Below are 12,423 nucleotides of genomic sequence, written 5' to 3' on the forward strand. Positions count from 1 at the left end.
TATAATGCCAAGTGGTATGAATTATGTTTTTTTAAGCTAATTTTAAGAATTATTTTATCATAATACATCAATTAAATAACAATTTAAGTATATAGAATTAATATGGGACAACAAGTGAAAGATGCCAATGGGAAATTGGGTATTCTTATTCCGGGATTAGGTGCTGTGGCTACAACATTGATCGCTGGTGTGGCATCTATAAACAAAGGTTTTTCAAAACCAATCGGATCTGTTTCTCAATTGAGCAGAATTCGTCTGGGTAAACGCACTGAGAACAGAAATCCATTAATTAAAGATTTCGTCCCTTTAGCAAAATTGGAAGATGTAGTTTTTGGCGGATGGGACGTATATGAAGATAACGTGTACGAGGCTGCGTCAAAAGCACAGGTATTGGAGCAAGGTCAATTGGATGCTGTTAAAGCTGAATTGGAGGCTATCCAACCAATGAAGGCTGTGTTTGATCGTAATTTTGTTAAAAATTTAGATGGAACACACATCAAATCTGAAAAAACTCGTCGTGAATTGGCAGATGCCGTACAACGAGATATTCGTGAATTTAAAGAGAAAAATGGATTAGACCGCGTCGTATTGGTATGGTGTGGCTCTACAGAACGTTATATTGAAACGAACGAAGCTTTTTCAACATTAGCTAAATTGGAAGAGGCTTTGGATAATGACGATCAGCGCATTCCGCCAAGCATGATTTACTGTTATGCGGCTTTAAAAGAAGGTGCTCCTTATGTCAATGGTGCACCAAATTTAACGTGTGATGTTCCGGCAATCGTTGAGCTAGCTCACGAAAACGGGGTAGCTATTGCAGGTAAAGACTTTAAAACAGGTCAAACATTAATGAAAACAATCGTAGCACCAGGTCTTCAGGCAAGAGCTTTAGGTGTTGAAGGTTGGTTCTCGACCAACATCTTGGGCAACCGAGATGGATTGGTATTAGATGACCCTGAAAATTTCAAAACAAAAGAAGTCTCTAAATTATCTGTATTGGAAGAAATTTTAGATGCGAAAAAGAATCCGGAGTTGTACGGTGACCTTTATCACAAAGTACGCATCAATTATTATCCTCCTCATGGTGATAATAAAGAGTCTTGGGACAACATTGATATCTTCGGTTGGTTGGGCTACAAAATGCAGATTAAGATCAATTTCTTGTGCCGTGATTCAATTTTAGCAGCTCCAGTTGCGTTGGATTTAGCACTTTTTATCGATTTGGCTCAACGTGCAGGTATGTCAGGTATTCAAGAGTGGTTGTCATTTTACTTGAAATCGCCTCAAACGGCTCCAGGTTTACCTCCAGAACATGATATCTTCAAACAATTGATGAAATTGCAAAATACCTTGCGTCACATTATGGGTGAAGATTTAATCACGCACTTGGGATTGGATTATTACCAAGAACTCGTAGATAGCATTCAATAAGCGACCTTAATAAGATGGGGGAAACAATTGTTAAAGACAGTTTTCCCCCTTTTTCTTCAACACCATCGATGCGGTTGAAGACTTGATATAACCCTCTGTAGGCTTTTGTGTTTATCAACGCTGAGCGAGTGACGGGGGTTTTGCTTTTTTTAATAAATGATTTTATTTTGCAATTAGAAGAGATGGAATTTGCTATTATAGCAGCGGGAGAAGGTTCTCGATTGCGAAAGGAGGGATTCAATTTACCGAAACCCTTGCTACCATTACATGGAGTTCCATTAATTGAACGATTGATTCGCATATTTGCCAAAGAAGGAGCACAAAAAGTTCATGTCATCATCAATAAACAATCTCCAGAATTGAAATTGTTTTTGGAAAAAACGACTTTTGAGTTACCTATTGTGCTGCTAGAGGAAGATACTGAAAGTTCCTTGCACAGTTTTGCTTTGCTTGTTAAAAACAATCCTGATTGGTCTTCCTGTTGTCTTACGACAACCGATACGGTCTTTAAGCCACATGAATTTCATGCCTATATAGATGATTTTCATCACCATAAAAATGCAGATGCTTTTATGGCTGTTACCCCTTTTATTGATGACGAGAGCCCTTTGTATGTCAATACCAACCAACAACTTGAGGTGGAAGCTTTCTTAGATAGAGCGACACCAGAAACGAGATATGTTTCTGGCGGAATTTATTGTTTTCGTAAAGCCGCCATGGATTGTGCATTAAGTTCCGTTGCTGCTGGAAATTCGAGAATGCGTAATTTTCAGCGTGCGTTACTGGAAAATAGTTTGAAAGTTGAAGCATTTGTGTTTGAAAAAGTCGTCGATATTGATCATCTAAAAGATCGAGAAGTCGCAGAACAATTTTTGAGTGAGGAAGTTAGTTAGAAAAATGAGCGAGATGATTTCTATTTTAGGCGTAACTCGAAAAAATCGCTTTTCACCCAATCATGTGGGGAATGACGCCGCTATATTCAATGAAGTAATTTTAAAACTGAACGAAAAAGGTGCTTCAGTCGAAATTTGTAATGAAGATGAATTTTTGTCTTTGGCAACCATAAAGCAAGATAATATCTTAACGATGGGGAGAACAAAGACTTTAGTCAAAAAGTTGCAATCGCTTCAAAGCAAAGGTACCTATGTTTTGAATTCGGGTTTTGGAATTGAAAATTGCTATCGTAAGAATATGACACTTAAACTTTTGGAAGGCGGAGTTCCTTATCCCAAAAGCATTGTGATATCTACTGTAGCAGACATTCAATCTATTTTTGAGAAATTGAAAGGGAAGGGGGTGTGGATTAAGCGTGGCGATTTTCATGCTATTCATAAAGAAGATGTTACGTTTGCCGGTAGCCTGAAGGAAGCTCAACATATCTTGAATGAATATGCGCTCCGTGGAATTAAAGAAGCTGTAATTTCTGAACATCTTGCCGGAGACTTATTGAAGTTTTATGCTGTACGCGGAACAGCGTTCTTTTATTATTTCTACCCCTATGAACACAATCATCATAAATATGATTTGTACGAGCAAATTAATGATGAGGTGGTACATTTTCCTTTTGACCTAGAAAATTTAAAAGAAGTCGCTAATCGTGCTGCTGAAGTCCTTGATGTACATATCTACGGCGGCGATGTGATTATTGATGCCAATGGAGATTTCCATATTATAGATTTAAATGACTGGCCAAGTTTTGCACCTTGCCGGGCCGAGGCCGCAGAGGCTATTGCTCAAATGGTTTACCATAAATTTACTGAAAATAACCACAATGCAGAAAGAACAAGTTAATGTAATCGAAGAAGCAAATTTGAGTGCATTCGAACAATCTTTAAAATCTAATGATACCGAAGAGCGAATTGACATCTGGTTTTATCGACCTATTGGTTATCGCATCGCAAAAGTATGTGCTAAAATAGGCATTACGCCTAATGCGGTGACGATTATTAGTATCTTCTTTGGTGTTGCTGCGGGTATTTTATTCTATTACCCAGCGCTGTGGATTAATGTAATTGGTATGCTTTTACTGGTTTTTGCCAATTCTTTAGACAGTGCCGATGGGCAGCTGGCAAGAATGACAGACAACAAAAGTCGTTTTGGCCGTATCTTGGATGGTTTTGCCGGTGATTTTTGGTTTGCTTCGATTCATATAGCAATCTGTTTACGCAGTATCAATGAGGGATGGTCACAATGGTTATGGGTCTTTTGTGTGCTTGCAGGTGTATCGCATATGATTCAGTCAGCAATGGCCGATTATTACCGCAATGTTCACCTGTATTTTATAAAAGGTAAAGCCGGAAGTGAGCTGGACAATACCCGTGATTTAAGAGCGGACTATGAAACCTTGTCTTGGCGTAAGAATTTCTTTAGCAAATTTGTGTTGAATGGCTATATGGGCTATACGCGAAACCAAGAAAAGCTTTCTCCCAAATTGCAAAAACTATTGCATATTGTGAAGAGTCGCTATAAAGATGAACTGCCACAACAATTGATGGTAGATTTTAGAGCGCGGAACAAGCCATTGATGAAATATACCAATATTGTACAGTTCAACACCCGGGTGATTTTCCTATTTGTTTGGTTGTTTATCGGTCAGCCTTGGATTTATTTTTTCTTTGATATGTTTGTCTTAAATCCAATATTAATCTATATGTGTAACCGGCAGGAGAAAGTAAGTGGTTATTTTGTGGATAAATTAACAAATGATCCAACCTATGGGGAGTAAGATCTATAAAGTACTCTTTATGCTGATTGGTATAGGTACACTTGCCTATATGATTCAGGCAATGGGCATTGATGAGATTTGGAACAACCTCGAAAATATAGGATGGTGGTTTTTGCCTGTACTGGGCAGTTGGGCGGTACTCTATTGGATGAATGCAATGGCATTTAAGGCAATTATTGAAGAGCCCGAATTACCTCAGACGGACGTGCCTTTTTGGAAGGTGTTACAACTGACGATATCTGGTTATGCAATCAATTATATCACGCCATTTGTCGCTTTAGGAGGAGAACCCTATCGTATTATTGAACTCAAAAAATATGTGGGAGGCTCGAAGGCTGGTTCTTCGGTACTGTTGTATGGCGTCATGCACATCTTGTCCCATATTTTATTTTGGGTAGCTTCTGTTTTCCTCATCCTTTGGTTTGTACCGGCCAGTACGATGGTGAATGTTGCCTGTGCTGCGATTTTTGTAATGGCTATTATTTGTACTTGGCTATTTACAAAATTTTATAAGAAGGGAATTACAGTTTCTCTTTTGAAAGCATTGTCTAAATTACCTTTGGTCGGTAAAAAAGTCAATCATTTGTTGGAAACGAAGTATGAAACCTTAAATGATGTGGATCAGCAGGTGAAAAACCTTTTTCAAAATCGCCGCGACCGTTTCTACAAAGCTCTTTTCTGGGAGTTTGTAGCACGGGTAGTGGGGTGTTTTGAGATTTATTTCATTGGTTTAGCACTAGATATCAATATTGATTTTGTTGATGCCATGATCATTAGCTCAGGTTCTTCATTATTTGCCAATCTGGTGTTTTTCTTCCCCATGCAATTGGGGACTCGGGAGGGCGGATTAGCCATGGCTGTGATGAGTATAGGATTGCCCGCTAAAGTCGGTATTTTTATGGGCGTTGTCACGCGAATTAGAGAAATTGTATGGATTATGATCGGCTTGGGCTGGATGAGTTTAGTAAAAAAGAAATAAAATGAATAAGTTTAACGTTAAGGGAATTATTTTTGATTATGGTGGAACCTTGGATACGAATGGTGGTCATTGGGGAGCCGTTATCTGGTCGGGTTATGAGAAATACGAGGTTCCTGTAAATTTGAACGCTTTTCAGGAAGCCTATAGTTACGCAGAACGTCAAATGGCTTTACAGCCGATTATTAAGCCGGACTTTGATTTTTTAGCGGTACTGAAGGCAAAGCTTAATGTACAATTTGAATACCTTATTGCTGCGGGGTACGAACTGGATAAAACATTAGCTGATAAAATTGCATTTGAAGGCTACTCCCTCGCGAAGAATACAGTTAATCAGGTGAAGCCGCTTCTAATTTCACTGCGTGAAAAATATCCAATTGTCATGGTTTCCAACTTTTATGGCAATCTGAAATCTGTCCTCGCCGATTTTGGTATCTTACCTTATTTTCAGTCCGTTGTGGAATCTGCCGTTGTCGGTGTACGCAAACCTGATCCTGCAATCTATGCATTAGGTGTCGACAAATTAGGACTTCCTGCCCAAGAAATCGTTGTCGTAGGTGATTCGTATAGTAAAGATATGGTCCCGGCTAAAGCCGTTGGATGTCAAACCTTATGGTTGAAAGGACAGACTTGGGGCGAAGATAAACTGCAGGATACTTCTGCTGCAGATCAGCAGTTTACAAGTATCTTCGATTTAATCGACTTTGTTTAAATAGAGGTTCAGACGAAATTCTTTAGGCGAGATACCAACATTTCGCTTAAAGAATTTACCGAAAAAAGACTGATCCGAGAAGTGTAATTTCATTGCAATTTCGCGCATCGGAAGCCCTTGGCAAAGTAAAGACTTTGCTTCTTCCACCAAGACATTCTGAATAAGTTCTATTGCTGATTTTCCAGTAAGCTCCTTGGTAATTACCGAAAGATGCTTCGCCGTGATACCGAGTTCCACGGCATAAAACTGAACCATGTGTTCTTTATGAAATGACTTTTTGAGCAGCAAGTAAAAATTTGCCAGTATTTCTCGTTTCCGCGAAGGAATAGCAGGAGTATTTCGGAGGTTTTGGCTTCCTAATCGAGCAATTTCACAAAATAGTATTTCTGTTAAAGACTTTATAATCTGATTTTTGAATAGGTAGGTAGATGCTTGCCGATCATAATGAATAAACTGCTTGAATAAGTTAGACAGGTTGATCGCATCTTGATTGGATAGCGACCAGATATAACTATCGTTGATGGCCAGCGATTTTTTCGTTACCTCAAAAAAATCCTCCTGAAAGTCCAATTTGAAGCTGAAATCTAATGTAAAGAAAAGCAAATACACTTCACAGTCCCAAGATTTGGCGACCGAAGAGCTATTGACTCTCGATGATGGACTGGTTAACAATAGGTGATTTTGGGCCACCTGTATGCGTTCATTATTAATGATAAAAGAAGTTTCACCCTTTTTTATTAAACAGAGCGAATAGAGTTCACCCTTTTTTAGGATGTGCTGCTGCTCAGAGCTGAACACAGGCTTTGATTTGTTGCCTTTAAAATGAAAAACATAAAAGCCCTTATTTTCGAATGGTATTTCCTTCACAGACATGTTTACTTCACGATAAAATCAAAATAAGTTTTACGATAAGGTTCATTTTGCAACGTATAATGCCACCATTCTTTATCGTAAGCTTTAAACCCAAATTTAGCCATAGCTTCTTTTAGAATTTTTCTGTTTTCTTTCTGTTGTGCCGTTAGATTTGCATATTGATGGTGTGACACAGCCCCGAAAAAATCGAACGGCCCGCCCATATCAATCTCTTTTTTATCTTTCAGGCGAATGATCGTAAGATCTACTGTACTGCCACGGCTATGGCCTGATTTGGAGGCAATAAACCCTAGCTTGAACAAATTCTTCTTATCGAGATGTGGATAAAACTCTCTTTTTGCAATGGTGTCGCCAGTTTTTAATGACCATGACTTGAAGTTGTCAACAGCGCGCTGTGGACGGTAGGCATCAAATATTTTCAAGCCCAAACCTTTTTTATTTAAATGGTTTTCGACCTGCTGCAGTGCGAAGGCTGCCCGCTTAGTTAAAATCGCAACAGGCTTCTCATAACCCCGTATTGGTCTTCCTGTAAAGTTGTGACTGCCGAAATAACGCATTTCCAAGCTAACATTAGGAATAATGTCCTTGACGTATACAAAATCTGATGGTATGCTTTTTTCCTGTGCACAGATGAATGAACTGAAAAAGCTTAAACCAAGGGCAAGACACAAGTTGATTTTCATGGAATGAAGATACAACTTGTGCCTGAATTAATATAATAGAACGTTGATTCTCGTCCGTATCGAAAGCATCCGCCAATTTCAGTGTATTGATACGTTTGCTGTTAGATAGAAAACCCGCTTAATGATCAGCTAATTTTTTTTTCAGGTAATTGTATATTTCAATTTGTGACCGGCATGGCGCCTTGTTATTCTCGACATAATGATTACTCAGCGAATTGTTTAGTATCCGTGCTTTGACATTATCATTAAGCTGAATTTGAAGCATTTCTTTTAAATCCTCCTTTATTTTTTTGCTTGTTATTTTTACGGCTGCTTCAATACGATGATCCAGGTTTCTTGTCATCCAGTCTGCTGACGAAATAAATAGCTGCTCCCGGCCAGCGTTGTAAAAATACATCACACGTGCATGTTCTAGATATTCGTCTACTATTGAAATGGCATTCATCTGCAGTTTAAAATTCTTCTGGTTTGTTGCGCAGTAGATTCCTCTGATAATAAGGTCTATTTTAACACCAGCCGTTGCCGCATCGTAGAGCTTTTTAATCATTTCCTTGTCGCTCAATGAATTTACCTTCACAATGAGGTATGCTTTTCGGCCAGCTTTGGCTTCTGTAATTTCTTGGTCGATGTAATGGAGCAGCTCTTTGCGCATATCCGTTGGGCATACCAAAAGGCTTTTACAATTTTTGATAATTTCAGCGGGGTTTGATTTAGGACGTCGAAGGTAATTGAAAATCTTATTGATATCGGCAATCACATCTCTGTTACTTGTTAAGAGGCAATAGTCTCCATATAATTTTGCTGTTTTTTCATTTATATTTCCTGTACTGACAAAACCATATTGGATTGTTTTCATGCCAGCACGTTTTTTTATCACACATAGTTTTGCATGTACTTTTTTATTTGGGATACCAGTCAATACTTTAATGCCCTCCAATTCGAGTTTTTCCTTCCAGTCCAAGTTATTTTCCTCATCAAATCTTGCACGGAGTTCGAGCATCACGGTGACTTCTTTTCCATTGCGGGCTGCATTGATCAAGGCATTTGCAATTTTTGAATTTGAAGCTAAGCGGTATGCTGTAATCTGGATGGTCTTTACATCCGGATCCATTGCTGCCTCACGAAGAAGGTCAATAATCGGTCTAAACTCATGATATGGAAAGGAGAGAAGCACATCCTTTTTTAATACAGTATCCGTTACACGCTCGTAATTTTGAAAATTAGGATGCGGAAACGACGTTCTTTCCAGTGGTTGATTGTAGGATTTAAATACATTTGGAAAGTCCATAAAGTGTTTAAAGTTGTGTATTTTCTGCCCTGGAATGATGCTGTCTTTTTTGGATAGGTTAAGTTTTTTGATCAAGAATTCCACCAACTTGGTGTTCATTTCCTGGTCGAATATAAAGCGTGTGGGTTTACCTTTTCTCCTATTTTTTACCCCTTTGCTAATTTTTTCAACAAGGCTTGTATTGATGTCGTTGTCAATGTCAAATTCGGCGTCTTTCGTCACTTTAAAGACATGAGCATGGAATACATCGAAACCAAAATAGGAAAATATTAATGGGAGATTAAACTTGATCACATCCTCCAAAAGTATAATGTGCTTTTCATCCTTTGGCGACGGTAACTGTACGAAGCGCCCGTTTGAACTTGTGGGAATCTCAATGAGAGCAAATTTCGTTTCATATTGCCATTCCTTTTTGCCCATCGCAATACCCAAATAAAGACTCTTGTCGCGAATATAGGGCATTGGTCGTACGTCATCTAATATTAAGGGGATAACGTTCGATTCGACGTCATCCTGGTAATAGTCACTGACAAATTTTTGCTGTTCGACATTCAGTTCTTCGCTGGTTTTAATATAGACATGCTGTTTGGCCATATCTTTTTGAATACGATTCCAGGTACTGTCAAATTTCTTTTGCTGTTTGATAACCCTGATATTGAGTTCTTCGAGGATGAGCTGTGGGTCTTCATAAAATGACTGGTTGGCACTTTTGTCTTTCAGGTCGATAGCTCGCTTTAGTCCAGCGACACGTACACGGAAAAATTCATCAAGGTTATTTGAAAAAATACCTAAAAATTTGATTCTTAAGGGTAAAGGAACCGTCTCGTCCGCAGCTTCTTGGAGCACTCTTCCATTAAAGCTCAACCAACTAACATCTCTAGGAATAAATTTCTTCGCCATAACTAAATATACGTAAATTTAAAAAGCAAAACTATAGCTCTAGCGCGGATAATCGAACTTTTTTGTGTTAACGAATTATTAAGTTATTCCAAAAAAAATCCCCAAAGTTTTATACAAACTTTGGGGATGTGTCTTTCCGTTTGGCAAGGTCTAGTCCTTTTTTCCGTATTTCTTTGAGATTTGAATTGCTTTGAATTTTGTGGTGTCGAAATGCGGTGTATCGATCGATAGACTTGTTGGATAAGGAGCCGTTCGATCGAAGAAGTACACGGTTGTGATACTTCCATAATCATTAACAGGCATGAGCTCAAGACAACCTGTATAGTCTGCATTTAAAACGTCACCCACGGTCACGGCATAGATACGGATAATACCACCTTTATTTTGTTCATTTCTGACAAACGCAACTTCCTTAAAACCTCCCGGTAAGTCTTCAATACTTTTTTGATTGAAGCTATCTTTTAAAATAAATCCCAACAGCACCAAAATTGGTATGACCAAAAGCCATAACCTTTTATTCTTCTTCATTAAAATACCCTTAAATTGTAATTGTTATGCCTAATAATTTGTAAAACTCTTTCAAAATTGCCTGATGTCCTGGCCAGGCGGGAGAAGTGACCAAATTCCCATCCACGACTGCCTGATCCGCAGGAATATTTTTCCATGTGCCGCCAGCCAATTCGATATCTGGACCTACAGCAACATAGGCGGTAAGAGTACGTCCTTCAAGAACCTTTGCTGCCGTTAACACTTGAATGCCATGACATATTGCCGCGACAGGTTTATTGTGCTCAAAGAAGTGTCTTGTAATCTCCAAAACACGTTTGTTGAGTCGGATATATTCTGCCGATCGACCACCAGCAATATATAGACCATCATAATCTTCAACATTTACCTCATCAAAATCCTTATTGATAGCGAAATTATGTCCGCGCAATTCTTTGTAGGTCTGGTCACCCGTAAAATCATGGACCGCTGTTGGCACCACATCACCGCTTTTTCGGTCTGGTGCAATTGCATCTACAGTTATTCCTATGGAGCCCATTGACTGAAATGGAACCATCGCTTCGTAATCTTCTACAAAGTCTCCTACCAGTAATAATATTTTTTTTGCCATATCAAAAACCTCTTTTAATAGGTTATCAATTTACATATTAAAAGAGGTTTTCACAATGATTATTTGTTAATCTTTTGTCAACCTTGTATCGCTAATTTTTCCGCAAGGATACGTTTTGTCTTTCTTACTTTAGCCTCTAATTGACTTCTTAAGGTTGGATCTATAATCCCTTTACCTTCTTCGAAATTTTTGTGAAATTCAGGAAGAGAGAAAGAATCTAAGATATCCGCACCATCCCATGTAATTCGGTTTACAGCAGTGTTCAATACCGTTGCACCACCCATTGGACCAGGGGCCGTAGCCAACAAGAAAACAGGTTTGCCATTGAATAATTTACGATTAGGAATACGCGAAACCCAGTCAACGATATTTTTATAGGCTGAAGTATACGACCCATTGTGTTCTGCCAAAGAAATCAAAAGAAAATCTGCCGCATCCATTTTAGCAGCAAAGTCATAGGCCAATTGCGGAATGCCTAGCTCGGCTTCTTTATCGTAAGAATAGATAGGCATTTCAAAATGGTTTAAGTCCAGCAACTCGATGGTGTCTTCTGCTTCTTTGTAGTATTTGGACGTACTTGTAACGAACATTTTGTTGATAGAATTTTTATTGCTCGTGCCTGCAAATGCTAATATTTTCATCGCTATATCATTAATTTAATCTTTATTCCTTTTATTTTCGATCTCTCTTATTTTAAAAGATGGTCAAACATACAATATAATCGCTAAAAAAAAGTCAATCAAATGTCTTTGTGCGATATGGAAGTGTATTTATTGATGCACATCAATAAAATTGAAACGTTCATACATCCCAAGAATGCCTGTTAATCCGCCGGTATGAACCACAAGTATTTTGTCTGCTGGAGTGAAGTAATCATTTTTAATCAGATCATCCAGGGCATAGAGCAATTTGCCGGTATATGTAGGTTCGATCATTATCCCGGTATTTGTTACAAAATTTTGAACAAAAGATAGTAAGTCGGCAGTTGTTTTTGCATATCCTCCAAAATGATAATTGAGATGTAAAATAGGGGGAGCTATGTTGGGGTAAAGTTGATCGACTTCCTCTTGAATAAAGCCACCATTCTTTAAAACGGGTATACCATGCACTCGTGTAAGAGCATCTCGATTATCTATGGCGTTGGCTATTCCGGCCAATGTTGTTCCGGTGCCACAAGCAGTAAAGATATGCTGGTATTCTTGTTGGAGTTCATCGACCAGTTCGGCGCATCCCTTAGCGCCTAAAATACCATAGCCCCCTTCATGAATATAGAAAGTGGTTGGATCCTGACCGAAATATGTTTTGTACAGATTCTCTTTATTTCGGTAAGATTCGCGTTCGACATAAATAAGCTGCATGCCAAAGAGTCGACACATGGCCAAAACAGGGTTGTTGACTCCTTCTTCCCCTCTGACAAAAGCGGTTGTTCTAAACTTAAAGGTCGCTCCGGCGCAGGCTGTAGCTAAAAGATGATTGCTCCAGGTACCACCAAATGTAACAAGATGATTCTTCTGAAGCCGTATTGCTTCCGCTAGATTGTATTTTAATTTGCGCCATTTATTGCCTGAAATAAAAGGATGTATGAGGTCATCCCGCTTGAGCGTTACTTTTACATGCTTCTTCTCCCAAGCGGGGAGATACAATTCAGTTTCGGGACTGTGGATTTTGAACGGCAACATAACATTAAATGAAAACAAATTTAACGAAAATTGTTTCAT

13 protein-coding genes are annotated in these 12,423 nt (G+C 38.7%); 6 read left to right on the forward strand and 7 right to left on the reverse strand.

The annotated features are described in order from the left end of the window. Positions 1-102: 102 nt before the first annotated feature. From J2X77_RS00190 to J2X77_RS00215, 6 genes are all read left to right on the forward strand, one after another. A complete protein-coding gene (locus J2X77_RS00190; protein WP_046675789.1) occupies positions 103-1,431 on the forward strand; it encodes an inositol-3-phosphate synthase in 1,329 nt (442 codons plus the stop codon). A 167-nt stretch (positions 1,432-1,598) separates the two neighbouring features. Further along, the gene (locus tag J2X77_RS00195) at positions 1,599-2,324 is read left to right on the forward strand and encodes a sugar phosphate nucleotidyltransferase (protein ID WP_310078498.1); all 726 of its coding nucleotides are present in this window, start codon (positions 1,599-1,601) and stop codon (positions 2,322-2,324) included. A 13-nt stretch (positions 2,325-2,337) separates the two neighbouring features. Further along, positions 2,338-3,222 (forward strand): hypothetical protein, encoded by an 885-nt coding sequence (locus J2X77_RS00200; RefSeq protein WP_310078499.1) that lies wholly within the window; start codon positions 2,338-2,340, stop codon positions 3,220-3,222. After that, entirely contained in the window at positions 3,203-4,156 is a 954-nt protein-coding gene (locus tag J2X77_RS00205) for a CDP-alcohol phosphatidyltransferase family protein (RefSeq protein ID WP_209575731.1), read from the forward strand. Before J2X77_RS00200 ends, J2X77_RS00205 begins: the two co-directional genes overlap by 20 nt. After that, positions 4,146-5,135: a lysylphosphatidylglycerol synthase transmembrane domain-containing protein gene (locus J2X77_RS00210; protein WP_209575729.1), complete on the forward strand. Its 990-nt coding sequence runs from the start codon at positions 4,146-4,148 to the stop codon at positions 5,133-5,135. Before J2X77_RS00205 ends, J2X77_RS00210 begins: the two co-directional genes overlap by 11 nt. A gap of 1 nt (position 5,136) precedes the next feature. Continuing rightward, the gene (locus J2X77_RS00215; RefSeq protein ID WP_209575727.1) at positions 5,137-5,844 is read left to right on the forward strand and encodes an HAD family hydrolase; all 708 of its coding nucleotides are present in this window, start codon (positions 5,137-5,139) and stop codon (positions 5,842-5,844) included. On the opposite strand, the gene J2X77_RS00220 is transcribed toward J2X77_RS00215, so the two are convergent. The 7 genes from J2X77_RS00220 to J2X77_RS00250 all read right to left on the reverse strand — a co-directional run bounded on the left by J2X77_RS00220 (position 5,827) and on the right by J2X77_RS00250 (position 12,423). Then, entirely contained in the window at positions 5,827-6,717 is an 891-nt protein-coding gene (locus tag J2X77_RS00220) for a helix-turn-helix domain-containing protein (protein WP_209575725.1), read from the reverse strand. The genes J2X77_RS00215 and J2X77_RS00220 overlap by 18 nt on opposite strands. A 2-nt stretch (positions 6,718-6,719) precedes the next feature. Continuing rightward, positions 6,720-7,400, reverse strand: coding sequence for a M15 family metallopeptidase (locus J2X77_RS00225; RefSeq protein ID WP_209575723.1), 681 nt, complete (start codon positions 7,398-7,400; stop codon positions 6,720-6,722). 118 nt (positions 7,401-7,518) lie between these two features. Next, positions 7,519-9,588, reverse strand: coding sequence for a polyphosphate kinase 1 (ppk1, locus tag J2X77_RS00230; RefSeq protein ID WP_209575721.1), 2,070 nt, complete (start codon positions 9,586-9,588; stop codon positions 7,519-7,521). 150 nt (positions 9,589-9,738) lie between these two features. Then, a complete protein-coding gene (locus J2X77_RS00235) occupies positions 9,739-10,116 on the reverse strand; it encodes a hypothetical protein (RefSeq protein ID WP_209575719.1) in 378 nt (125 codons plus the stop codon). A 10-nt stretch (positions 10,117-10,126) separates the two neighbouring features. After that, entirely contained in the window at positions 10,127-10,705 is a 579-nt protein-coding gene (locus tag J2X77_RS00240) for a DJ-1/PfpI family protein (protein ID WP_209575716.1), read from the reverse strand. A gap of 77 nt (positions 10,706-10,782) precedes the next feature. Beyond that, positions 10,783-11,346 carry an NADPH-dependent FMN reductase gene (locus J2X77_RS00245; protein ID WP_209575714.1) on the reverse strand — a complete coding sequence of 188 codons (564 nt, stop codon included), beginning with the start codon at positions 11,344-11,346 and terminating at the stop codon, positions 10,783-10,785. A 129-nt stretch (positions 11,347-11,475) separates the two neighbouring features. Further along, positions 11,476-12,423: a pyridoxal-phosphate dependent enzyme gene (locus tag J2X77_RS00250; RefSeq protein ID WP_310078500.1), complete on the reverse strand. Its 948-nt coding sequence runs from the start codon at positions 12,421-12,423 to the stop codon at positions 11,476-11,478.

Source organism: Sphingobacterium sp. 2149, from assembly GCF_031455655.1.
GTDB lineage: Bacteria > Bacteroidota > Bacteroidia > Sphingobacteriales > Sphingobacteriaceae > Sphingobacterium.